Raw genomic sequence first — 22,982 nt, forward strand, 5'->3', positions numbered from 1 at the left:
TCAAGGTGACCGTCCCCATCACCAAGGAGAAGAGCCTCATGATCCTGTCCATCTCCGGCGTCGTTCTTCTCGGCGTCGTCTGCTTCCTGTTCTTCCGCAAGGACGGCCTCAAGGTCTCCCACGGGCTGGTCTGCACCCTCTTCGGCTTCTACCTCGCGGGCAGCGCGATCGCCCCGAGCATCACGGCCGGCGGCCAGAGCCTGGCCAGCCTCATCGGCGGCCTCAAGATCTAGTGCCGCGACCGGCAATGTCTGCCCGTGAAGGAGCGTCGTCCGGTGCTCCCCCACCTGCCTTCGCGTGGGGGCACCCCCAGATCGCAAGGCGGCCGGAAGTCCTTGTAGCGGAGCTACCAGGGCTTTCGGCCGACGGGGCAAAGCTTGCCGGGAGGGGCACTAGTGCCGGAAGGGGCGTCACCACCCCGACCCGCACTGGCGGCCTGACGGCCGTTCCTTGAGGGCTGCTCTCCTGCCACCCACCCAGGGGCCCGGCGGCGGTCGACCCGCGCCGGGCCCGTGGCCACCCCGAACCACCCCATGGAGCAACCGTGGTCAGGCGTCCCCTTCCCAGCATCCTGAGCGGCCGGCGCGCCCCGAGCGGCCGGCCCGGGCTCGTCCGCGGCCGCGAGCTGGCCCGCGGCGCGGCCGACAGCGCCACCGACGTGCTGCACCCCGTCATCACCATCGCCCGGGGCATGCGCCGGCAGGCCCTGTGGGCCGGCGGCTGGTGGAGCCGCACCGCGAAGGACCAGCGCGGCCCCGCGCTGCTGCTGGCCGCCGCGGGCGTCGTCATCGTGATGATGATGCCGTACGGCCCGATCCTCGCCGCCGTCGCGCTGCTGACCTCCGCCGGGTGGATGGGCCGGGACCGGGGCGCCCGCAAGGCGGCGGGCCCCAGCGAGGCGGAGGCGGTACGGCTCCAGTCGCTGTACGAGGCGCTGGTCCCCTATCTGTCCGACACCGGGGACCCCGCGCCCCTCTATGCCCACGGCGGCACCTGGGACAAGGCGTTCACCTCCTACGAGTTCGGGGACGGCCGGCTGGTGCGGCTGCACCTGCGCTACCCGGCGTACTTCACCGACGGCGAGGCGGACTCCCGCGCCCGGGTGGAGGGCCTGCTGCACGCCAAGGCCGGGCGCGGCCGGGAGTACCGCTTCGACTGGAACGAGGAGGAGAACCACCTGACCCTCAGCGCGCTGCCGCCGCTGCCGACGGACGTCGTCGCGCAGCGGTTCGTCACCGCGCCCGGCGAGACGGTGCTCGGCTTCACCGACGCCGACGCCGTCCAGCGCACCGTGCCGGTCCTGGTGGCAGGCGTACCGCGGGACGCGCCCCCGGTGGTGTGGCGGACCGGGGCGCGCTCCACCGAGCCGCATCTGCTGGCCCTGGGGCAGCCGGGCACCGGGATGACGAGCCTGCTGCGGTCGATCGCCCTGCAAGGGCTGGCGCACGGCGATGTCGTGGTGATCGACGGCGGCGGCACCGGCGAGTACGCGTGTCTGTCGGGACGGCCCGGTGTGCTGGCGATCGAGGACGGGCTGCTCGGCGCCACCGCCACCCTGGAGTGGGCCTCGCACGAGACCGAGCGGCGGCTGATCGCGGTGAACCGGGCGCGGCAGTCGGGCGAGCCGGTCGCCGACGACGTACGCAGACCGCTCTGGATTCTCGTCGACCGGCCGACCGCGCTGGCCCGACTCGCGCTGGCCGAGGGGCGCCAGGACCCGCAGGCGCTGCTCGATGTGCCGCTGCGGCACGGGCGTTCGGCGAACGTGGCGGTCGCGGTCGCCGACCAGCTCGACGCGACGGAGGCGCTCGCGCCGGTGGTGATCGCCCAGACCCGGGCCCGGGTCGTCCTCGGGCCGCTCGCCCCCGAGCATGTCGCCGCGGTCCTCGGCGCCCCACCGCTCACCACTCCGGCGGCCATCGTGCCGCCGGGTCGCGGCTACGCCCGGCTCGGCGCGGGTCCTGTGCTCCGTCTCCAGGTCCCGGCCACCCCCGACCCCTACGACGAGGAGGCCTCGCCCGCCCACCGCGAGGCGGTCCGCTCCATGCTGCCCGGGGCCTGCCCGGCTCCGGCGCCCGCCTCCACGCCGTCCCTGGCCCCGGCCCCGGAGCCCTCACCCGAGATCCCCGCCGCTCCGGTCTCCCTCGGCAAGGACGCCGTCATCCGTACCGTGGCGGATCTCGAACTCGGTTGAGCGCTCCGGGGGTTGGCGGGCGGTGGCCGGTGCCGCCGGGGTGGTCAGGCCACGAAGAGGCCGGCCGGCTCCGTGTCGCTGGCGCCGCCGGAGCGGACCAGGTCGGCGGCCCGGGACAGGCGGGCGGCCGCTTCCACGGCGGTGTGGCCGCTGACGGTGAAGGGGATGCGGATGAAGGACTCGAAGGCGCCGTCGACGCTGAAGCGCGGTCCTGAGGGGACCCGGACACCGAGGCGTTCACCGGCGACGGCCAGCCGGGAACCGGAGACGTCGCCGGTGCGGACCCACATCGTCATGCCGCCCCTGGGCACGGTGAAGTCCCAGCCGGGCACCCGCTCGCGCAGCGCCGCCGCCAGGTCGTCGCGGCACTCCGCCGCCCGCTGCCGCCGGGCGGCCAGCGCCTGGTCCCAGCCGCCACCCCGCAGCAGCCAGGCCACCGCGAGCTGGTCCACCACCGGCGAGCCGAGGTCGAGGTAGGCCCGCGCCGAGACCAGGCCGCGCACCACGTCGGGGGTGGTCCGCACCCAGCCGATCCGCAGCCCCGCCCACATCGCCTTGCTGGCCGAGCCGACCGTCATCACCGTGCCGCCGCGGTCGAAGGCGGCCATCGGCCGTACCCCCGACTCCCGCCCGTCCAGGACGAGTTCGGCCATCGTCTCGTCGGCCACCACCACCGTGCCGGCCGCCCGGGCCGCCTCCACCAGCTCCCGCCGCTCGTCGTCGCCGACCAGCGTCCCCGTCGGGTTGTGGAAGTCCGGCATGACATACGCCATCCGGGGCGCCGCGTCGCGCAGCACCCGCCGCCACGCGTCCATGTCCCAGCCGCCGAGCCCCTCGCGCAGCGCCACCGGCACCAGCCGGGAGCCGGTCTCGCGGAACAGCTCCAGCACATTGGCGTAGCTGGGCGACTCCACGGCCACCCGCTCACCGAGGCCGACCACCCGCCGGGCGACGCCGCCGATCGCGCCCATCGCACCGGTGGTCACCATGATCTGCTCGGGCATCGTCGGGACGCCGCGGGCGGTGTAGCGGTCGGCGATGGCCTCGCGCAGCACCGGGAGGCCGGCCGGGAAGTCACCGTGGGTGGCCGCGTACGCCGGGAGTTCGGCGAGCGCGCCCTGCATCGCCCTGGTCAGCCAGGGTTCGGGCGCCGGCAGGGACGCGGTGCCGAGGTCGATCACCGAGCCGGCCGCGTCCGGCGGCAGCGGCTCCAGGCTGCGGGACGGCAGGACGTGGCCCTCGGGGATCGCGGTCCAGCTTCCGGCGCCCCGCCGGGAGCGGGCGAACCCCTCGGCGCGCAGCGCCTCGTACGCCGCCGCGACCGTGGTCCTGCTCACCCCGAGCGCCAGCGCGAGTTCGCGTTCCGCGGGCAGCCGGGCCGCCACCTGGACCCGCCCTTCCAGCACCAGCAGCCGTACGCCGTCGGCGAGCTCGCGGTAGGCGGGGAGCCTGCGGGCGGCGCCCTTGGGGGCCCCGCCACCGTTGCGGTGGCCGCGGCGGTCGCCGTTTTCCTGGCCGCCGCCGCGCTCAGTGCCGCTGCCGCCGGCGCGCGGGCGGGGGCCGAGGAGTCGGGCCAGGTGTGCCGCGCCGACCGAAGCAGTCCACTGAGACATGAGGTTCAGTCCACCTTCCGTGGATTGGCCGCCCACCGACGACCACTACAGGCCACAGGATCCCACGTGGGCTCAGTGGCCCGCCAGGGGGCCACCGTGCCGCCCATGGCGCCGGCCCGCCGGTCCTTGCCTTGCCCTGCCTTGCCCTGCCTTGGCCTGGACTCGCCCCGCGCTTCTCCCACGATCGTCTCCGGTCGTCCCGCGGTTCTTTTTTGCCCGTCCCGGCCCGCCCTTCCGTACATTCCCGGCCGCCGGCGCCTGCTCGCCGCGCCCGGCGCGGTTTTTCGGTCGGCGGTGGGGTAGGACTGAGCGGGGCGTCGTGGGCGGTCGTGCTCGGGCCGCTCGCCCCACTGCTTGGTTGTTCTTGGATCACCGCCGTGGCTCTTCGGAGCGCGGCAGCCGGTCCCCGGGAAAGGCCCGGGAAGGCCGGTCGACGGGGAGGGGGACCCGGGGTGGGGGCGGTCGGGACCGGGGGCGATTTAGCCCTTGACGGTGCGGACCGGTAGTGTACGCGGTTGGCCCAGCAGCTTGACCGATTAATGCAGGCAAAAGATAAGGCGACACCGGGTGACATCTTTGCCCAGATGTGACAAAACGGGCACCGGTGGGTACAAACAGGGCTGACACGACGGGCGACGCATATCCCTCATCGGGAATCTTCACCGCCGACCGGACGTTGACCGGATGACGACGACAGCGACACCTGTCCTGTGGGCGACCAAAGCCCGGGAGGCACGATTCATGAGTGAGCGAGCTCTCCGCGGCACGCGACTCGGGGCCACCAGCTACGAGACCGACCGTGGTATCGATCTGGCCCCGCGCCAGACCGTGGAGTACGCATGCCGGAACGGCCATCGATTTGAGATGCCGTTCTCGGTTGAGGCCGAGATTCCGCCGGAGTGGGAGTGCCGCGCCTGCGGCCAGACCGCCCTGTTGGTGGACGGAGAGGGCCCGGAGGAGAAGTCCGTCAAACCGGCGCGCACGCACTGGGACATGCTCATGGAGCGGCGCACGCTGGAGGAGCTGGAGGAGGTGCTGGCCGAACGGCTGGCGGTCCTGCGCTCCGGGGCGATGAACATCGCGGTCCACCCGCGAGACAACCGCAAGAGCGCCTGACCCCAGGCCACGGGCCCGCACGGCAGGATCCCCCCGGCTGGTAACCGGGGGTGACCCCGCGGAAGCGCGTAACCTGCGCATACGTGCAAAGGGCCCCCGACACTTCCCGCCCGGCGGGGGAGCGATCATCGCTCCCCCGCCGGGCGTTTTCACACGTTCACGCGTTCATACGCTTACGCGGGGGTCCGCGTCAGGGCTTGTCGCGATGGCCCGGCTCTCCGTGATCGTGGTGATCGTGGTGATCGTCGTTGTCGGCGTGGTCGTCGTGGTCGGCGTGGTCGATGACTTCACCCGGGATGACCTTGCCGTCGGGGCGGTGCGTACGGGCGTGCTGTTCGGCCTCGCGGGCCTGCTGGAGGAGATCGCCGAGGGAGCCGGGGTCGGCGGAAGCGGCGGACAGCCGGCGGGCCACCGACCGGTCGAGCGCCTTGCCGGCCAGTTTGCGGGTCGGCGGGAAGAGCAGCAGCAGCCCCACCGCGTCCGAGACGAAGCCCGGGATGATCAGCAGCACGCCGCCGAGCATGTGCAGCCCGGTGCGGCTGCCGCCCGGGGTCACCGGCGCCGCTTCACCCTGCGCGCTCGTGCCGGGCGCCCCCTGCCGCTGGAGCGTCGCGCGCAGATTCCGCCAGGCGCTGCGCCCGGCCCGCTTGACCGCCGCCGCGCCCAGCACGAATCCGGCCAGGATGCACAGGAAGACCACGAACCCGTTGGTCGCCTCGGCCACCACGACCAGCAGCCAGACCTCCAGGGCCACCCACACCGCGATCGCCAGCGGCAGCAGCCTCGGGCCCCGCGAACGGCGCCGCCGGGCACTCCCGCCCGGTTGGGGACCGCGCTGGGAACCCGGACGTACCGGGGGCAATGAGCTCCGTGTCATATCCTCAAGTGTGCCGCAGAGACCCGGGGCCCGGTAAAGCGCCCGGGCGATCTAGGGCCTGTCGTTTTGGATCTCCGCGGCGTATGTGGACGGGCACCCCGGCCGGGCGCCACGATGAGCCGGGTGACCGACACGCCCGACGCCCCGAACGCTCCCGACGCCACCCATAACGACCACGCCACCCACGCCACCGGCAGCGGCGATCTGTCCCCCGCCCCGTATCTCCCGGTCCCGCCGCCGGCCGCCGGCGAACAGCTCGGCGAGCGGCTGGCCCGCATCGAGGCGCTGCTGCGGGCCGAGACCCGGGCGCCGCTCGGCGAGGCCGGCCGGCTGCTGGCACCTGCCTGGCGGCGGGCCACCCGGGGTGAGCCGCGCTGGGCCGCCACCGGGGCCGTCGTGCTGGTGCTGGTGATCCAGATGCGGCTGCCGGCCCGGCTGACGCTTCATCCCCGCCCGCTGACGCCCGCCATCGAGCTCGCCCTGCTGCTCTGCCTGATCGCGATCAACCCGCACCGCATCGAGCGCCGCTCACGCGTCTACCGGGCGCTGGGTGTGGCACTGACCGCGACCATCGGCGTCGCCAACGCGTACTCGGTGGTCCGGCTGGTCTCCGGCCTGGTCCAGGGCACCGACGCGTCATCGGCCGGCGGTCTGCTGCTGGCCGGCGGCGCGATCTGGTTCACCAACACGGTGATCTTCGCGCTGCTCTACTGGGAACAGGACCGCGGCGGCCCGGCGGCCCGCGCCCAGGGGGAGCATCCGGTGCCGGATTTCCTGTTCACGCAGATGCAGGCACCGGAGCTGGCTCCCCCGCACTGGGAGCCGGCCTTCTTCGACTACTTCTACCTGTCCTTCACCAACTCCACGGCGTTCAGCCCCACCGACGTGCTGCCGGTGACCCGGATCGCGAAGTCGATGATGCTGGCGCAGTCCGCGGTGTCGCTGCTCACCGTGGTGCTGGTGGTGGCGCGGGCGGTGAACATCCTGAAGTGACCGCCGTGCCCGGGTCAGGAATGGGGATGGCGTCCGGTGATCTTGCCCGCCCGGGCGCCCACACCCCACGCGGTGACCCGCCACAGCGCCTCGACCACGATGTTGCGGCTCATCTTGCTGTCGCCGCGTTCCCGCTCGACGAAGGTGATCGGCACCTCGACCACATGGAGGCCGGCCTTCACCGCGCGCCAGGCCAGGTCGACCTGGAAGCAGTAGCCGGCCGAGGCGACCTCGGCCATGCCCAGGGCCTCCAGTGTCTCCTTGCGGAACGCCCGGTAGCCGCCGGTGACATCGCGGATCGGCACGTCGAGCAGCAGCCGGGAGTAGGTGCTGCCGCCCCGGGAGAGGATCTCGCGGGACTTGGGCCAGTTCACCACCCGACCGCCGGTGATCCAGCGGGAGCCGAGCACCAGGTCGGCACTCTTCAGCGCGGTGAGCAGCCGGGGCAGCTCCTCGGGCTGGTGCGAGCCGTCGGCGTCCATCTCGACCAGCACGCCGTAGCCGGCCTCGATGCCCCAGGCGAAGCCGGCCAGGTAGGCGGCGCCCAGGCCCTCCTTGCCCCGCCGGTGCAGTACGTGCACCTGCTCGTCGGTGTTGGCCAGCTCGTCGGCGAACTTGCCCGTGCCGTCCGGGCTGTTGTCATCGGCGATCAGGACGTGGGCGTCAGGCACCGACGCGCGGACCCGCCGGACGATCGGCTGGATGTTCTCGGCCTCGTTGTAGGTCGGGATGATCACCAGGACCTTGCCGAGCGGGCCGAAAGTCCGCTGCTCGACGTCGTTCACTTCCACTGCTGCCTTTGCCCCTTCACCGTGCCTGTGCGGTCCCGCCTGCCGATCGCGACGGCGGCCGCGCAGGACAGGAGCCCCACCATAGCGAGAGTCCACTCGGGTGCCTCACCGACGCGGTCCGCGACGGTCTTCTCGTCGCGCAGCGGGATGTCCGCGTTGAGCACCTGCTGGACGAACTCGCCGCTGCGCTGCTCGATCTTCCCATTGGGCGCGACGATCGCGCTGATCCCGCTGGTCGCCGCGGTGACCACGGCCCGGCCGTGCTCGACGGCACGGAGCTGGGACATGGCGAGTTGCTGCTCGGGCTGGCCGGTGCGGCCGTAGGTGGCGTTGTTGGTCTGCACGACGATGGCGCGGGCGCCGGCGTTCACCGTGTCGCGGACGATGCCGTCGTAGGCGACCTCGAAGCAGATGACGTCGCCGAGCCTGGCCGGGCCGATCCGCAGCACGCCGGTGTCCTTGCCGGGGTAGAAGTCGCGGGGGATCTCGTTGAGGCGGGAGATGACCTTGGTGAGTTCCTTGCGGTAGGGCACGTACTCACCGAAGGGCACGGGGTGCTGCTTGGTGTAGTGGGCGCCGGGGCCGTTCAGCGGGTCCCAGACGATGCCCTCGTTCTGGACGTGGTCCTTGTCCGGGCCGTCCACCAGGGCGCCGACCAGCACCGGCACGTCGACCGCCTGTACGGCCTGGGTGATCTTGTCGTACGCGGCGGGGTTGGTGAAGGGGTCGAGGTCGGAGGAGTTCTCCGGCCACAGCACCAGGTCCGGCTTGGGCACCCGGCCGGCCTTGATGTCGGCGGCGAGCTTCAGGGTGGCCTTGACGTGGTTGTCGAGGATCATCATCGGCCGGCCGAGGAAGTGCAGCCCCGGCTGCTGCACGTTGCCCTGGACCACGGCGACGCGTACGTGGTCGGTGGCGCCGGTGGGCACCGGCACGAGCAGTCCGGCCAGGAGCACGGCGGCGGACAGCACGAGCGCGCCGCCGCCGAGAAGGGCGGTACGCGGGCTGCGGGGGGTGCGGCGGAGGTTCAGGGCGGCGAGGACGGCCGCGGCCAGCAGAGTGCCGCTGAGGGCCACCGCGAAGGTGACCAGGGGGGCGCCGCCGAGTGCGGCGAGCGGGGTGTACGGGGAGGAGGTGTTGGCGAAGGCGAGGCGGCCCCAGGGGAAGCCGCCGAAGGGGACCCGGTCGCGGACCAGTTCCTCGGTGACCCACAGGCAGGCGGCCCACACCGGCCAGCACGGCAGCTTCTGACTGAGCACCAGGCAGGCGCCGAGACCGGCGAGATACAGGGCCTCGATGACGGACAGGCCCGCGACCGCGTCCCAGCCGACCGTGCGCAGCCAGTCGAGCAGCCAGAAGAAGAAGGGCAGGCCGAAGGCGAAGCCGAGCCAGGCGCCTTGCCGGACGGTCCGGCCGCGCGTCAGCAGGCAGAGGGCGGCGACCGCCAGGATCGACAGCGGCCAGACGCCGTGCGGGGGGAAGGCGAGGGTGAGCGCGAGGCCGCTGAGCGCCGCCGCGGCGCTGCTGGGCGCGGCCTTGCGGCAGGTGGCGGCGAACCGGCCGCGGCGCGAGGCGCCCGCCGGCGCGGCGGGTGTGGCCGGGGCGAGCCCGGAATCCTTCCCCGAACTCCGTCCGGGGGGGCTCCCGACCGCGGCGGGGGCGGCTTCCGCGGTTCCCTCGGTCTCAGGGCGCAGGCGCACGTTCGCGGCCTTCCTACAGGTGGGCAGGTGGTGAAGGTGGTGAAGGTGACCGTACCTCCTGAACCCGTGAGACTCCGTCCGGGGGGACCCCCAACGGCCCCCCGTTCCGGCTCGCCCGCGCGGGCGAGGGCGGGGGCGGGGAGCGGACCGGTCCATCCCCGGCTGCGGCTGCGTCGTGGCTGATCGCGCAGTTCCCCGCGCCCCTTACGGGGCACGTCCGTTGCGGACCGCTCCATCGCCGACTGCGGGCGCGTCGTGGCTGATCGCGCAGTTCCCCGCGCCCCTCACGGGGGACGCCCGTTGCGGACCGGTCCATCCCCGACTGCGGGTACGTCGTGGCTGATCGCGCAGTTCCCCGCGCCCCTCACGGGGGACGCCCGTTGCGGACCGGTCCATCCCCGACTGCGGGTACGTCGTGGCTGATCGCGCAGTTCCCCGCGCCCCTCACGGGGGACGCCCGTTGCGGACCGGTCCATCCCCGACTGCGGGTACGTCGTGGCTGATCGCGCAGTTCCCCGCGCCCCTCACGGGGGACGCCCGTTGCGGACCGGTCCATCCCCGACTGCGGGTACGTCGTGGCTGATCGCGCAGTTCCCCGCGCCCCTCACGGGGCACGCCCGTTGCGGACCGGTCCATCCCCGACCGGGCCGGCGGAACAGGCCCGGAACCCCTGCCGGCCCGGGAACCTCCCCCAGACTTCGTCCGGGGGGACCCCCAACTGCGGACTGCCGCGAGGCAGGAGACTGACGGAACGGGCCCGGAACCCTTCGTACCGGCCTGGGAGCCGCTGGCTGCGGATCTGCTGCGAGGCCGTTGTCTACTGGGCGTCCGGGCCCTTCCCGGGTCACACCTGCGGATCGGGCGGCGCTCCCCCTCCGTACCCTCGCGGGTGGAGGGGACCACTGGCGAGCCGCGTTCCGCGTCGGGCGCGCTGGACCTGGCTGCCAGTGGCGGCGTGCACGTGCGGCGCGACGCCCCATGGCCCAGCGGTGGTCGACGCAACCGCGGAGTGCCCCCGGTCCGACGTCCTGTGGTGGACTTCGCCGAACCTACTCGCCCCCGACCAGCCGCTGTCAACACCCCTGTGAGCTGGGACTTCGTGCCAAATCAGCAGGTCAGTAAGGACTCAGCCGGCGCGCGCCGACACGCCGGGGCCCGGCGAGGGCACACCGTTCGGCCGCATCCACGAAACCGCAGCTCACCCGTTCGGCGGTGGGAAGACGGTCACCCCGCCGACCACCGTCCGCTCCGCCGTGGGGAGCGCGCCGCCGGGGGTCAGATCGGGCAGGCCGGGGGTGCCGGAGCGCGGGTCGGTGGACCAGTTGGCGACGCGTTCGTCCGGCGCCTGGACGACGAGATCGCCGACGGTCCACACCGCGTAGTCGGCGGGCGCGCCGGGCACCAGGACGCCCGCGTCGTCACGGCCGATCGCCCGCCAGCCGCCGCGGGTGTGCGCGTTGAAGGCCGCCCGCGCGGAGACGCGGTGGTCCAGGGTGCGGTGGAAGGCGGCGGCCCGCACCGCGCCCCACGGGTCGAGCGGGGTGACCGGGCTGTCGGAGCCGAGCACCAGCGGCACCCCGGCCCGGGTCATCGCGGCGAAGGGGTTGAGCGCCGCCGCGCGCTCCTCGCCGAGCCGGCGGGCGTACATACCGTCCGTACCGCCCCAGGTGGCGTCGAAGGCGGGCTGTACGGACGCCACGAGCCCGAACTCGGCGAAGGCGGCGATGGACCGCTCGCTCATCAGCTCGGCGTGCTCCACCCGGTGCCGAAGGCCGCGCACCCGGTCCAGACCGGCGTCCGCGGCCGCCGCCCGCACGCCGGCCACCACCGCGTCGATCGCGGCGTCGCCGATGGCGTGGAAACCCGCTTGGACGCCGGCCCGCGTGCACAGGGTGAGGTGGCGGGCGATGGTCTCCTCGTCCAGATAGGCGACCCCGGTGGTGTGGCCGGCGTCGGCGTAGGGGGCGTGCAGGCAGGCGGTGTGCGAGCCGATCGAGCCGTCGACGAAGAGGTCGCCGCCGGCGCCGATCGCGCCGAGGTCGCGGAGCCGGTCCAGGTCGGCGGGGCTCTGCCAGGGCTGCGCCCAGTAGCCGAAGACGCGCGGTCCCGGTTCGGCGGCGGCGAGGGCCAGCAGGCCGGTCAGGTCGTCCTCGCCGGAGATGTCGGGCCCGGCGCACTCGTGGACCGCGCTGATGCCCTGAGCGGCCGCGTGGGCCAGCGCGGCGCGCTGCGCGTGGGCGCGCTGGGCCGGCGTGACGGCGTCATAGGCGGCCCGGCGCGCCGCGTGGTGGGCGTCCTGGGTCAGTGGGCCCGCGGGGTCGTAACCGGGCCGGCCCTCGGTGCCGGGTACGAGAGCGAGCAGGGCGCTGCTCACCACCGCCGAGTGCACATCGGTCCTGGTCAGGTAGAGCGGCCGGCCGCCGGCCACCCGGTCGGCCTCGTCGCGGGTCGGCGGGCGGCGCTCGGGCCAGCGGCTCTCGTCCCAGCCGTGCCCCAGCAGCACCCGGTCGGCGGGGCGGGCGGCGGCGTGCGCGGCCGTCCGGGCCAGCGCCTCGCCCAGCGAGTCCGCGTCGGAGAGGTCGAGCCCGGTGAGCGCGAGGCCGGTCGCGGTGGTGTGCACATGGGCGTCGGTGAAGGCGGGGGTGACCAGCGCGCCCGCCAACTGGACCACGGTGTCGACGCCGTCGGCGAAGGAGTCCGCGGCGCCTTCCGAGCCGACCCAGGCCACGGCGCCGCCGTCCACCACCATCGCGGTGGCGAACGGATCCGCCGGGCTGTACACGAACCCGCCGCGCAGCAGTACGGTGCCGCTCGCCGCGGGGCCCTGGGTCTTCTCGGTCGTGTCGGGGTTCCGCCTCGCGGAGCTGTCGCGCATGCCCCCAGTCTCCCCGCCGCGCCGTCACCGCGACGCGCGGGGTCGCCCCCCGTACGCGGGCCGGATCGGCCGGTCCGGTGGTCAGATACGCGGCGGCCGGGACTCGTAGGCGGTGGAGAGGACCACGGTGGTGCGGGTGGAGACGCCGGCGAGGCTGCGGATACGGCCCAGCAGGTGTTCGAGCTCGATGGGGGTGGCGACCCGGACCTTGAGGATGTAGTTCTCGTCGCCGGCCACGCTGTGGCACGCCTCGATCTCCGGCACTTCGGTGAGGCGCTCCGCTATGTCGTCGGGGGCGCTGGGATCGAACGGCTTCACGGAGATGAACGCGGTGAGCGACAGGCCGACCGCCTCGGCGTCGATGATGGCCGCGTAGCCCCGGATGACACCGCGCTGTTCGAGCCGGCGCACCCGCTGGTGCACCGCCGAGGTGGACAGGCCGGTGGCCTTGCCCAGGTCGGTGTAGCTCATCCGCCCGTCGGCGACGAGAAGTTCCACGATGTGCCGGTCAAGCTCCTCCACAGGCGATGACTTTACCGGCTGTGCGGGCGGTCGCGTGAGGAGCGCATCGCGGTGGCTCAGGATGTGGCTCAGGAGAAGAGCAGCCGGTCGAGGTAGGCGTTGCGGAAGGTGCCGGCCGGATCGGTGCGTTCGACGAGTGCCAGGAAATCCGCCGTCCGGGGATAGGACGCCCGCACCCGCCCGGGATCGGTGCCGAAGAGCTTGCCCCAGTGCGGGCGGGGGTCGAGGGGGGCGAGGGCCGCTTCGATGGCGGCCAGGACCGGGCGGACGGCGGCCGGGTCCTTGATCCAGGTGAAGTGCAGGGCGACCGTGGCGCGGCCGTAGGCGGGACTGAGCCAGAGCCGGTCGGCGGCCACCGTGCGGATCTCGCAGATCTGCAGCACGGGGGCGATGGTCTCGCGCAGGCCGGCCAGCGCCTCCAGGGCCGCGCGGGCGTTGGCCCGCGGCACCAGGTACTCGGACTGGAGCTCTTCGCCGTTGCTCGGGGTGAAGCCGGCCCGGAAGTGCGGCAGCCGCTCGTGCCAGGGTCCGGGCGTACCGTCCTGCGGTGTGCAGTGCACCGGGTCCACGCCGGGCACCGGGTGCAGCGGGCCGTCGGCCGGCCGGGTCCACGGGAGCTCGGGTTCGGGTGCGTCGGCGAGCTGCTTGAGCCAGACCTGGCCGAAGCGGGGCGCGCGCCAGTCGGTGAAGAGGCTGACGCTGTGGGCCGCGCCGGTGATGGCGTCGAAGTGCGCCAGGGCGTCGGAGAGTTCGAGGTCGGTACGGACGCGCTGGCGCATCTCGTAGCCGGGCACGGTGTCGAGGGTGAGGTGGGTGACGACGCCGAGGGCGCCGAGCGAGACCACGGCGCCGGCGAAATCGTCGCCGCCGGTGCCGGCGCCGCCGTCGGGCGCGTCCTCGGGGTCCAGGCCGAAGGTGCGGGACTCGCCGTCGGCGGTGATCAGGTCGAGCGAGCGCACCGAGGTGGCCAGGCCGCCGTTGGCGTCGCCGGAGCCGTGGGTGCCGGTGGCGACCGAGCCGGCCACCGAGATGTGCGGCAGCGAGGCCATGTTGGGCAGCGCCCGTCCGTGGGCGTGCAGGACACGGGCGAGTTCGGCGTAGCGCACCGCGGCGGCGACCCGTACGGTGCCGGCCGCGCTGTCGACGTCGATCTCGGCGGGCAGCGCGGAGAGGTCGACGAGATCGCCGTCGGTGTCGGCGATGTCGCTGAAGGAGTGGCCGCTGCCGAGGGCCTTGACCCGTCGGCCGCGGGCCACCACCGCCCGCAGCTCCGCCACATCGGCCGGCCGGTGCACCCGGGCCGCGTTGAAGGTCAGGTTGCCCGCCCAGTTGGTCGGCATCGCCGGACCGCCTCCGTTCCAGGGGCGGACCCGCGCGGCCTCGCCCGATCGCACCCTATCCGGCCTGCTGGCAAGGCACCGAGCCGAGCCGGGCGGAGCATCGCGGGGTGCGCGGTCGCACGGCGGGGGCGCATGGGCCGCCCACTCGGCCTGGTGTGACCAAGGCCACACCGTGAGCGACCGCGGCGCTTCCGGTGGCGCGATTACACGCGTAGCACGGCGGGAAGTGCTCGCTATGGCCGCGAGCGTGAAGCCGGGCCGGCCCGTCGAGGGCATCCCACCCAAGGGGGAGACGCGTTATGCGTAACCAGGTGCGCCGCAACGGTAGCGAGCGAAGTCTGTCCGCGTCCCAGGAAGCCGGTGAACGGGAGTTCGCGCTCGCCGTCCTGGCCGAAGAGGGCGAGGCCCAGGAGAACTTCGGGTATCCCGAGGACTCCGACGAGGCCGACGGCATGGACGGGTTCGAGGACGAGTTCGGCGATGTCGTCCGGCTCGCCTGCCCGGACTGCGCGCGGCCGATCGCGGTCTTCAGCGACGAGGAGAAGGTCCCGCAGCACGCCCTGTGCCCCACCTCCTGGAACCCGTTCGGTCTGACGGTGTGCGGCGGTTCGGGGCGTCCGGTGGCCGATGCGCGTCCGGTGGCCGGCGTCGAGCAGTGCCCGGAGCAGGAGTTGGCGGCGCTGCTGACGCTGCCGGCCGAACTCGACTGGCGCACCCAGCCGTTCTCCCACGTGGGCGGTCCCGGTTCGCGGCCGTTCCGGACGCAGGCGCCGCGGCTGGCGGCCTGAGCCGTACGCGACGGACCCGACGGACCCGACGGACCCAGCCGCCCCCACGGACCCGGACGGACGTGACGGCCCGGACGGACGTGACGGCCCGGTCGGACCGCGCGGGTTCAGCGGGACCGCCCGACCGGACCGGCCCCGGGCCGCGCCCTCGCGGAGGGCGCGGCGGGAGCGGCCGACGCGGTGCCGCCGCCTGCTGAGCGCCCGTCAGCCGTGGGACTCGGGGCCCGCGAGGTGACGGGCGATCACCATTCGCTGGATCTGGTTGGTGCCCTCCACGATCTGGAGCACCTTCGCCTCGCGCATATAGCGCTCGACCGGGAAGTCGGCGGTGTAGCCGTAGCCGCCGAGGAGTTGGACGGCGTCGGTGGTGACCTGCATCGCGGTGTCGGTGCAGAAGAGCTTGGCCATCGCGGCCTGCGCGGTGAACTCCATTTCCTCGTCGCGCAGTTGTGCGGCGGTCAGATAGAGCGCGCGGCCGGCCTCGATCCGGGTCGCCATGTCGGCGAGCATGAAGCGCAGCCCCTGGAAGTCGGCGATCGGCCGGCCGAACTGCCGCCGCTCCAGCATGTAGCCGATCGCCGCGTCCAGCGCGGCCTGCGCCACGCCGATCGCACAGGCCGCGATGCCGAGCCGGCCGGAGTCGAGCGCGGCCAGCGCGATGGCGAAGCCGTGCCCCTCGTCGCCGATCCGCCGGGCGTCGGGCACCCGCACCCCGTCGAAGTGCACCTGGGCGGTCGGGGAGCCCTTCATACCCATCTTCCGCTCGGGCTCGGCCGCGACCAGGCCGGGGACGTCGCCGGGGACGAGATAGGCCGAGATGCCGTGGGCGCCCTCGCCGCCGCTGCGGGCCAGCACGGTGTAGAAGTCGGCGACGCCGCCATGGGTGATCCACGCCTTGGTTCCGTCCAGGGTCCAGGTGTCGCCGTCGCGGACCGCGCGGGTCCGCAGATGCGCGGCGTCAGAGCCGGAGGCGGGCTCGGAGAGGCAGTAGGCGCCGAGCATGCCGCCGCCGAGCATCGCGGGCAGCTGGTCGGCGCGCTGCTGCTTGCTGCCGAAGGCGGCCACGGCGTGGCAGGCCAGGGTGTGCACGCTGACCCCGAGGCCGATGGTGAGCCGCGCCGAGGCGAGTTCTTCGAGCACTTGCAGATAGACCTGGTAGGGCTGTCCGCCGCCGCCGTACTCCTCGGCGTAGGGCAGGCCGAGCAGTCCGGCCTCGCCGATCAGCCTGAAGGTCTCGCGGGGAAAACGGCCGGCCTCCTCCTCGGCCGCGGCGGCCGGGGCGATCTCCCGCTGGGCGATCTCCCGGGTGAGGGCGAGCAGCTCGCGGGCTTCTTCGGTGGGAAGTCGGCGGGAAACCGGCTGTGGGCCGCTCGGGCCGTGACCGTGCTGCGTCATTGCGGCGACATCCTCCCTGTCGGGGGGCGACGGCGGAACCGCCGGGGATGAGGCGGCACCGTCCGGTGGGTGATGACCCATTCCCGATGGTCCCTTACCGGGTCGCGGCGCACAGGGGATCAACGGGACTGGCGGGTTGGAGTATGCCCGATCCGGCCACCTTCGTCACGGCCCTTCCCGGCGCTTTTCGTGCCGGTTTCCGCCCGTCGAGGCCCTTGCGACGGGTACCCGCGGGTGTCCGTCGCGGGGGCGTCGTAGGCTTCGGGGATGGAGAGTCTGGGGGTGGCCGATCCGCGCTCGGTCGGCGGTTATCCGCTGTTGGCGCGGCTCGGTGCGGGCGGTATGGGCCAGGTGTATCTGGCCAGGTCCCCGGCCGGCCGGGCGCTGGCGCTGAAGACCGTACGGACGGAGTTCGGGACGGAGCCGTCGTTCGGGGAGCGCTTCGCCCGGGAGATCCGGCACGCGGACCGGGTGCGTTCGCCGTGGACCGTGGCGGTGGTGGACTTCTCCCCCGCGGGCACCAGCCCGCAGTGGCTCGCCACCGAGTACGTGGCGGCGCCGTCGCTGGCGGAGTGGGTGGGCGAGCGCGGCCCGCTGCCGGGGCCCGGTGTGACCGCGCTGGCGGCGGAGCTGTGCGAGGGCCTGCACGCGGTGCACGAAGCCGGGTTGGCCCACCGGGACGTGAAGCCGTCCAATGTGCTGCTGGCCGGCGCCCGCCCGCTGCTGATCGACTTCGGTATCGCCAGGGCCGCCGAGGACTCCCGGCACACCAGGACCGGCGCGGTGATCGGCTCGCCCGGCTACATGGCGCCCGAGCAGGCCACCGCCGGGGCGTCGGCCGAGCCGGGCGATGTCTTCGCACTGGCGGCGGTGCTGGTCTACGCGGCGACCGGCCGCGGTCCGTTCCACCGACCGGGTGAGGAACTGTCCACGCCGGCGCTGCTCTACCGGGTGGTCCACGGGGAACCCGATCTGTCCGGAGTGCCCACGGCGCTGGTGCCGCTGGTCCGGGCGTGTCTGGCCAAGGAGCCGAAGGAGCGGCCGACCGCCCGGGAGGCGGCCGGGCTGCTGCCGGCGGCGGACCGCGCGGCGGGCCGGTGGGCGGAGTTGCTGCCGCCGGGGCTTTCGGCGGAGTTGGCGGCTCGCGCGGCCGAGACGCGGGCGGTGCTGGGTGAGGCGGCCGCCGACCGGCACGGCGGGGCGGGCAGCGGCGCCACGACCGCTCCCCCGCCGTCGGTCACCGCACTTCAACCCTCCCCTTACGCCCCCGGGGCGGCGGCCCCGGCCCCCTATCACCCGGCCTATCAGGGCGCGGCGGGCCGGCCCGCAGGGCCACCCCACGTGCCCGCCGCCCGCTTCCCGGTGACCGCCGCCCGCAGGCCGGCCGGCGGCGGCTGGGGTCAGGTCCCGCCGGCGGCAGCGCCCCGGCCGGGCGGCGCGGGCCGGCGCAGGGGCCCGCTGATCGCGGCGGCCGTGGTCGCCGCGGTGGCGCTGGTCCTGGCCGGTGTGCTGATACGTCACTTCCGGCAGGCCGACGCCGACGGGGCGGGCTCCACCGGTGGCGGCGGCGGGCCGACGGCCACCTCAGCCGATCCCGAGGCACTGCCCGCCGCCTGGGTCGGCACCTGGCGCGGCACCGGCCCCGGCACGCCGCGAGGCTCGGTGGACAGCCCGCGGACCGACGACTTCACCGTGACCCTCACCCTGCGGGCCGGCCGCCGGGGTGAGATCGTCGGGCAGCAGGTCAGCGACGTGCACGACGTGGACACCGGCGCCAACGACGGCTGCACGGAGTCCCTGGAGCTCGACCGGGTCAGCGGGGACACCATGGTGTTCGCCGCCCGGTCGCCGCACGCCACTGACCCGTCCACCGGCGGCTACTGCGCGCCGGGACATAGCTACCAGGTCACCATGGACGGCGATGTGCTGCGGCTGGACCCCGGCTCGCAGGCCCCCGGCGCGCCCGCCACCTTCACCCGGGTGGGGTGACCTGGACCGCCCGGGTTGCCCCGTTCGGCCGTCGCCGGACCACCGGCCGGTGGCCGGTTGCTCGCGCGGTTCCCCGCGCCCCTGGGTGGTGCGGGTCGTCCGCGAAACGCCGGGCACACCGGGGAGCGGCTGAGGGGGCAACCCGGACGGTCCGATCAGCCGACCCGAAGGCCCGCCCAGAGCGCCACGGTCGCGGCGAGCAGCGTCGGCGGGACGGTCAGCAGCCCGAGCCGGGTGAAGGTGCGCAGCGACGCGTCGGTGCCGTGGTCGCGCAGCACCCGGCGCCACAGCAGGGTGGCCAGCGAGCCGACGTAGGTCAGGTTGGGCCCGAGGTTGACGCCGACGAGCACGGCGAGCACGGGGCCGGGGCCGCCGCCGGACACCAGCGGGAGCAGCGCCAGGACCGCCGGCAGGTTGTTGATCAGGTTGGCGAGGACGGCCGCGAAGCCGGCGATGCCGAGCAGCGCCGGCAGGCTGGTGCCGCCCGGCAGCGCGCGGCCCGCCGCGTCGCCGAGCCCGTTGTCCACCACGGCCTTGACGACGATGCCGAGGGCCAGCACGAAGAGGCAGAACAGCGGCCCGGCGGCGACCACCAGGCCCCGTACGGTGGTCCGGCCGCGGCGCAGCGCCCGCCCGGCCAGCAGCAGGGCGCCGGCCAGCGCCGCCCAGGCCGGATTGACGCCGGCGAACGAGGTGACCGCGAAACCGGCGAGAGTCAGGGCGAGGACCACCAGGGTGAAGACCGGTACGTCGGGCGGTCCGCCCTCTTCTGGCGGGTGCTCGGTCACCGCGAGATCGGCGGCGAAGTAGCGGCGGAAGACGGCGTACTCGATCCCGAGGGTGACCAGCCACGGCGCGGCCATCAGGGCGGCGAACCGGGCGAAGGAGACCCCCGAGGCGTTGAACGCCAGCAGGTTGGTCAGGTTGGAGACCGGCAGCAGCAGCGAGGCGGAGTTGGCGAGGTGGGCGCCGGCGTAGAGATGGGGCCGGGCCCTGGCGCCGGCCCGGGCCGCGGTGGCGATGATCACCGGGGTGAGCAGCACCACGGTTGCGTCCAGGCTGAGCACCGCGGTGACCAGTGCGGCCACCGCGAACACCCCGGTGAGCAGCCGCCGCGGCTCTCCCCGGCAGGCGCGGGCGAGTACGTCGCCCGCCGCGCTGAACAGCCCCTCGTCCGCGCAGAGTTCGGCCAGCACCAGGACGGCGGCGAGAAAGCCGACCACCGGGGCGAGTTCCTTGATCTGCCGCCACGCGTCGGACCCGCCGACCGCGCCCACCGCCACCAGCAGGCCGGCGGCCGGCACCGCGGCCACCGCCTCCGGCCATCCCCGGGGGCGCACCACCGCGAAGGCGAGTACGCCCAGCAGACAGGCGACGGACAGCGTTTCGGCGGCGGCGGTGCTCAGCGGGACTCCAGGGTGACGGCTCGGCGGGCGAGCCTGTCACCCGGTGCTTACGCCTACCCCGCGATTCCATCACGTCACCTGCCGCCGCCCGACGGGCCGTACCGCGTGACCGTACCGGCCGCCCCGCCCGGCCGACGCGGCCGACGCGGCCGGTCAGCCCGCGTCGGCGAGGGTGAGGGTGTGCAGCCGCTCCGGCGGGCCGGGACGGGCGTAGTACCAGCCCTGGCCGGTGTCGCAGCCGAGGGCCCGCAGGTGGTCGGCCTGGGCGCGGGTCTCGACGCCCTCGACGGTGACGGTGAGGCCGAGCGAGTGGGCCAGCGAGACGATCCCCTCGACGATCTTCAGGTCGACCGGGTCGGCGGGCTCCCGCCGCATCCCCCGGGTGAAGGCGCGGTCGAGTTTGAGCACACTGACCGGGAGCCAGCGCAGCGAGGAGAGGTTGGAGTAACCGGTGCCGAAGTCGTCGAGCGCTATCGAGACGCCGAGGTCGGCGATCCGCCGCAGCGGCTTGAGCTGGTCCTCGTCGGCGCCGATCAGCGCGGACTCGGTGACTTCGAGGCAGAGCGATTCGGGGGCGAGGCCGGTCTCGTCGAGCACCCGCGCGACCTCCACCACCAGGTCGGGGTGGTGGAGCTGGATCGGCGAGAGGTTGACGTTGACCCGCGGTCCACGGCCCCCGGCCTGTTCGCGCTGCCAGTCACGGGCCTGCCGGGCGGCCTGTTCCAGCACCCAGCGGCCGAGCGGCACGATCTGTCCGGTGTGCTCGGCGAGCGGGATGAACTGGTCGGGGCCGAGGACTCCGTGGACCGGGTGCCCCCAGCGCACCAGGGCCTCCGCGCCGTGCACGGCACCGTCCTCGAACCCTATCAGCGGCTGGTACTCGACGAAGAACTCGCCGCGTTCCAGCGCGCTCGGCAGCCGGTTGGTGAGCCCGTGCCGGGTGATGGCCCGCGCGTCGGCGTCCGGGTCGGCGATCTCGTAGCGGTTGCCGCCGAGCTCCTTGGCCCGGTACATGGTGATGTCGGCGCTGCGCAGGATGTCCGCCGCGGCCCGGCCGCCGACCGGTCCGTGCACGATGCCGATACTGCCGTGCACCGACAGGTCACGGCCGTCGAGGCGGACCGGGGTGGACAGCGCGTCGAGGATCCGGGTGGCGAGGTCGGAGACGGCCCGCAGGCTCGGCGGGTCGGTGTAGAGGGCGACGAACTCGTCACCGCCGATCCGGGCCACCAGTTGGTCGGGCGAGGTGACGCAGGCGCTGAGCCGTTCGGCGACGGCGACCAGCAGCCGGTCGCCGACCTCGTGGCCGAGGCTGTCGTTGACGGCCTTGAAGCCGTCCAGGTCGAGATAGCAGACGCCGAGCCGGCCGGCCGCGCGGTCGCCGGCGAGCGCCTGGTCGAGCTGCTCGAAGAAGAGCGCCCGGTTGGGCAGGCCGGTGAGGGCGTCGTGGGTGGCCTCGTGCCGCAGCCGGCCCAGCAGGCCGCGCCGTTCGGTGATGTCGTCGAGCATCGCGAGCTGGTACTGCGGCTGGCCGGCCGGGTCGCGCAGCAGCGACACCTGGACGTTGGCCCACACCACCGAGCCGTCGGCCCGGGGGTACGCCTTCTCGGTGTGGTAGCCCTCGCGGCCGCCGCTGATGAGTTCCTCGTGCTCGGCGCGGTTGCCCGCGGTGGTGACGCCGAGTTGCGCCCACTCGCCGACGGTGCGCCGCATGACGTGGGCCGCGCCGCCGAACATCCCGGCCAGCGCTTCGTTGACCTCCAGGATCTGGCCGTCGAGGTCGGCGATGCCGATCCCGACGGAGGCGCCTTCGAAGACCGCGCGGAAGCGGGCCTCGCTCGCGGCCAGGGCGCTCTCCGCCTCCCGCTGGGCGGCGAGCGCGGCCCGGGAGAGGGATTCCTGTTCCCGCAGGGTGCGTTCGCGCAGTGCCTGGGAGAAGCCGACGGCGACGGCGTGCTGGAGCCGGGCGCAGCGGGCCCGGCTCTCGTCGGTGGGCAGGCCGGGCTCGGGCGGGCAGTAGAGCACCAGGTAGGCCTCGATGACCCCGAGGATGCTGGGCAGCGCCTCGGGGTCGGTGCAGTGCGCGGCGACCAGGGCGGCGCCGACCGGCACCGCGACCCGCGGCTCGAAGCGTTCGGCGCGCAGCGCGTCGCGCAGCACCCGGGCCGAGGGCACGAGGTGGTCCTCGAACTCGGCGCGGGTCAGCGAGGTCGCGGTGACCGGGTAGATCGCCCGGCTCCAGATGGCGGCGAACCGGCGCAGGCTGTCGTCCGGGTCCGGCGCGGTTCCGGCGGCCGGGTCGTCGCCGGCCCGCCCGGCGTTCACGGTTTCAGCCCCACTCCGGCGAGGCCGTAGAGCAGGGCGGCCTCGTCCTCCTCGTCCGGCGGCGAGTCGGGCCGCCAGTAGGGCAGGGGGACGATGCCGGGTTCGACGAGTTCGAAACCGGCGAAGAAAGGTTCCAGCTCGGCGGTGGTCCGCATCAGCAGCGGCGTGGCGGTCCGCCGGTAGGCCTGCTGCACGCCGCGCTGGCCCTCCTGGGTGGGGCTGTTCTCCAGCGAGGCGTGGGTGATGACGAGCAGGCTGCCGGGGGCCAGCGCGTCCCGCAGGGTGGCGATGATCTCGGCCGGGCCGTCCTCGTCGGGCAGGAAGTGCACCACGGCGACGAGCATCAGCGCGACCGGCCGGTCGAAGTCGAGCAGCCGCAGTGTCTCCGGGTTCTCCAGGATGGAGCGGGGGTCGCGCAGATCGGCGGCGGCGATGGTCGCGTCGTCGTTCCCCTGGAGCACGGCGCGGCTGTGCTCGACGGCCACCGGGTCGTTGTCGACGTAGACGACCCGGGCGCCGGGGCTGACCGCCTGGGCGACCTCGTGCACATTGCCGAACGTGGGAATGCCGGAACCGATGTCGAGGAACTGGGTGATTCCCCTTTCCACCGCGTACCCCACCGCGCGGCGCATGACGGCGCGGTTCGCCTGACCGATCTTGGGGATGCCGGGGAGGGCGCGGAGCGCGATCCGCGCGGCTTCCCGGTCGGCCTCGAAGTTGTGCGAGCCACCGAGGAAGTAGTCGTAGATCCGCGAAACGCTGGGCACGTTGATGTCGATGCCCGGCGGAGCCCAGGACGGTCGGTCGGTCACGGTCGGATTCTCCATGTCATGGGGCGTCATGGGCCGGGCGGGGTCGAGGGAAACGTCGCCAGGTGGAGCTCGCCGAGTGCTTGGACACCGGGCGGTGGATGTGTACTGCACGGTGCTGGGCACGAGGCTACTGATCACCTGTTCGGAGTGAAACACGAGATCGGAGATCGAACGCCCGTTTTTGGCCAACTAGCACCGGCATGGGCAGATGCGAAAACGCGCACCTGCGGATACGCGCACACAACG

Annotated in this window: 17 protein-coding genes; 6 read left to right on the forward strand and 11 right to left on the reverse strand. The window is 74.0% G+C overall.

What is annotated here, in order from left to right; genetic code table 11:
* The first annotated feature begins 38 nt into the window (after nt 1-38).
* Nucleotides 39-233 (forward strand): hypothetical protein, encoded by a 195-nt coding sequence (locus OG519_RS04550; protein ID WP_405592454.1) that lies wholly within the window; start codon nt 39-41, stop codon nt 231-233.
* Nucleotides 234-544: 311 nt separating this feature from the next.
* On the forward strand, nt 545-2,194 hold the full coding sequence (locus OG519_RS04555; RefSeq protein WP_405578968.1) for a hypothetical protein: 1,650 nt from the start codon (nt 545-547) through the stop codon (nt 2,192-2,194).
* Between the two features lie 44 nt (nt 2,195-2,238).
* Here the strand turns inward: OG519_RS04555 and OG519_RS04560 are convergent, their stop codons facing one another.
* Nucleotides 2,239-3,807, reverse strand: a complete 1,569-nt coding sequence (locus tag OG519_RS04560; RefSeq protein WP_405578971.1) for a PLP-dependent aminotransferase family protein — start codon at nt 3,805-3,807, stop codon at nt 2,239-2,241.
* Between the two features lie 741 nt (nt 3,808-4,548).
* Between OG519_RS04560 and OG519_RS04565 the strand changes: the two genes are divergently transcribed.
* Nucleotides 4,549-4,923: an RNA polymerase-binding protein RbpA gene (locus OG519_RS04565; RefSeq protein WP_386428585.1), complete on the forward strand. Its 375-nt coding sequence runs from the start codon at nt 4,549-4,551 to the stop codon at nt 4,921-4,923.
* A 190-nt stretch (nt 4,924-5,113) separates the two neighbouring features.
* Here OG519_RS04565 and fxsA read toward each other — a convergent pair whose 3' ends face one another.
* Nucleotides 5,114-5,800 (reverse strand): FxsA family membrane protein, encoded by a 687-nt coding sequence (fxsA, locus tag OG519_RS04570; RefSeq protein ID WP_405578973.1) that lies wholly within the window; start codon nt 5,798-5,800, stop codon nt 5,114-5,116.
* A 123-nt stretch (nt 5,801-5,923) separates the two neighbouring features.
* Between fxsA and OG519_RS04575 the strand changes: the two genes are divergently transcribed.
* Nucleotides 5,924-6,793: a hypothetical protein gene (locus OG519_RS04575; protein ID WP_405578976.1), complete on the forward strand. Its 870-nt coding sequence runs from the start codon at nt 5,924-5,926 to the stop codon at nt 6,791-6,793.
* Between the two features lie 14 nt (nt 6,794-6,807).
* Here OG519_RS04575 and OG519_RS04580 read toward each other — a convergent pair whose 3' ends face one another.
* The 5 genes from OG519_RS04580 to OG519_RS04600 all read right to left on the reverse strand — a co-directional run bounded on the left by OG519_RS04580 (nt 6,808) and on the right by OG519_RS04600 (nt 14,021).
* Nucleotides 6,808-7,578, reverse strand: coding sequence for a polyprenol monophosphomannose synthase (locus tag OG519_RS04580; protein ID WP_405592456.1), 771 nt, complete (start codon nt 7,576-7,578; stop codon nt 6,808-6,810).
* The gene (gene lnt, locus OG519_RS04585) at nt 7,575-9,278 is read right to left on the reverse strand and encodes an apolipoprotein N-acyltransferase (protein ID WP_405592458.1); all 1,704 of its coding nucleotides are present in this window, start codon (nt 9,276-9,278) and stop codon (nt 7,575-7,577) included. The genes OG519_RS04580 and lnt overlap by 4 nt, the downstream gene beginning before the upstream one ends.
* Nucleotides 9,279-10,482: 1,204 nt before the next feature.
* A complete protein-coding gene (locus OG519_RS04590; RefSeq protein WP_405578977.1) occupies nt 10,483-12,159 on the reverse strand; it encodes an amidohydrolase in 1,677 nt (558 codons plus the stop codon).
* An 81-nt stretch (nt 12,160-12,240) separates the two neighbouring features.
* Nucleotides 12,241-12,681, reverse strand: a complete 441-nt coding sequence (locus tag OG519_RS04595; protein WP_329130043.1) for an Lrp/AsnC family transcriptional regulator — start codon at nt 12,679-12,681, stop codon at nt 12,241-12,243.
* 68 nt (nt 12,682-12,749) lie between these two features.
* Nucleotides 12,750-14,021 (reverse strand): FAD-binding protein, encoded by a 1,272-nt coding sequence (locus OG519_RS04600; protein ID WP_405578979.1) that lies wholly within the window; start codon nt 14,019-14,021, stop codon nt 12,750-12,752.
* A 299-nt stretch (nt 14,022-14,320) separates the two neighbouring features.
* Here OG519_RS04600 and OG519_RS04605 point away from each other — a divergent pair, with 299 nt between their 5' ends.
* Nucleotides 14,321-14,809, forward strand: coding sequence for a hypothetical protein (locus OG519_RS04605; RefSeq protein ID WP_405578982.1), 489 nt, complete (start codon nt 14,321-14,323; stop codon nt 14,807-14,809).
* A gap of 204 nt (nt 14,810-15,013) precedes the next feature.
* Here the strand turns inward: OG519_RS04605 and OG519_RS04610 are convergent, their stop codons facing one another.
* The gene (locus tag OG519_RS04610; RefSeq protein WP_405578985.1) at nt 15,014-16,204 is read right to left on the reverse strand and encodes an acyl-CoA dehydrogenase family protein; all 1,191 of its coding nucleotides are present in this window, start codon (nt 16,202-16,204) and stop codon (nt 15,014-15,016) included.
* Between the two features lie 267 nt (nt 16,205-16,471).
* Here OG519_RS04610 and OG519_RS04615 point away from each other — a divergent pair, with 267 nt between their 5' ends.
* Nucleotides 16,472-18,193, forward strand: coding sequence for a serine/threonine-protein kinase (locus tag OG519_RS04615; protein WP_405578987.1), 1,722 nt, complete (start codon nt 16,472-16,474; stop codon nt 18,191-18,193).
* Nucleotides 18,194-18,348: 155 nt separating this feature from the next.
* Here OG519_RS04615 and OG519_RS04620 read toward each other — a convergent pair whose 3' ends face one another.
* The 3 genes from OG519_RS04620 to OG519_RS04630 form a co-directional block, all read right to left on the reverse strand.
* On the reverse strand, nt 18,349-19,599 hold the full coding sequence (locus OG519_RS04620) for an SLC13 family permease (RefSeq protein ID WP_405592460.1): 1,251 nt from the start codon (nt 19,597-19,599) through the stop codon (nt 18,349-18,351).
* Nucleotides 19,600-19,752: 153 nt separating this feature from the next.
* Nucleotides 19,753-21,924, reverse strand: a complete 2,172-nt coding sequence (locus OG519_RS04625; RefSeq protein ID WP_405578990.1) for a putative bifunctional diguanylate cyclase/phosphodiesterase — start codon at nt 21,922-21,924, stop codon at nt 19,753-19,755.
* Complete coding sequence (locus tag OG519_RS04630; RefSeq protein WP_405578992.1) at nt 21,921-22,736, reverse strand: SAM-dependent methyltransferase; 816 nt, start codon at nt 22,734-22,736, stop codon at nt 21,921-21,923. Before OG519_RS04630 ends, OG519_RS04625 begins: the two co-directional genes overlap by 4 nt.
* Between the last annotated feature and the right edge of the window lie 246 nt (nt 22,737-22,982).

It is taken from the genome of Streptomyces sp. NBC_01190, assembly GCF_045039895.1.
Classification (GTDB): Bacteria; Actinomycetota; Actinomycetes; order Streptomycetales; family Streptomycetaceae; genus Actinacidiphila.

Excerpts from the sequence above, each read along its gene's own strand:
- OG519_RS04550 (WP_405592454.1), top strand. The coding sequence starts at position 39 with ATGATCCTGTCCATCTCCGGCGTCGTTCTTCTCGGCGTCGTCTGCTTC.
- OG519_RS04560 (WP_405578971.1), bottom strand. The coding sequence starts at position 3,807 with ATGTCTCAGTGGACTGCTTCGGTCGGCGCGGCACACCTGGCCCGACTC.
- OG519_RS04565 (WP_386428585.1), top strand. The coding sequence starts at position 4,549 with ATGAGTGAGCGAGCTCTCCGCGGCACGCGACTCGGGGCCACCAGCTAC.
- fxsA (WP_405578973.1), bottom strand. The coding sequence starts at position 5,800 with ATGACACGGAGCTCATTGCCCCCGGTACGTCCGGGTTCCCAGCGCGGT.
- OG519_RS04590 (WP_405578977.1), bottom strand. The coding sequence starts at position 12,159 with ATGCGCGACAGCTCCGCGAGGCGGAACCCCGACACGACCGAGAAGACC.
- OG519_RS04600 (WP_405578979.1), bottom strand. The coding sequence starts at position 14,021 with ATGCCGACCAACTGGGCGGGCAACCTGACCTTCAACGCGGCCCGGGTG.
- OG519_RS04605 (WP_405578982.1), top strand. The coding sequence starts at position 14,321 with ATGCGTAACCAGGTGCGCCGCAACGGTAGCGAGCGAAGTCTGTCCGCG.
- OG519_RS04610 (WP_405578985.1), bottom strand. The coding sequence starts at position 16,204 with ATGACGCAGCACGGTCACGGCCCGAGCGGCCCACAGCCGGTTTCCCGC.
- OG519_RS04615 (WP_405578987.1), top strand. The coding sequence starts at position 16,472 with ATGGAGAGTCTGGGGGTGGCCGATCCGCGCTCGGTCGGCGGTTATCCG.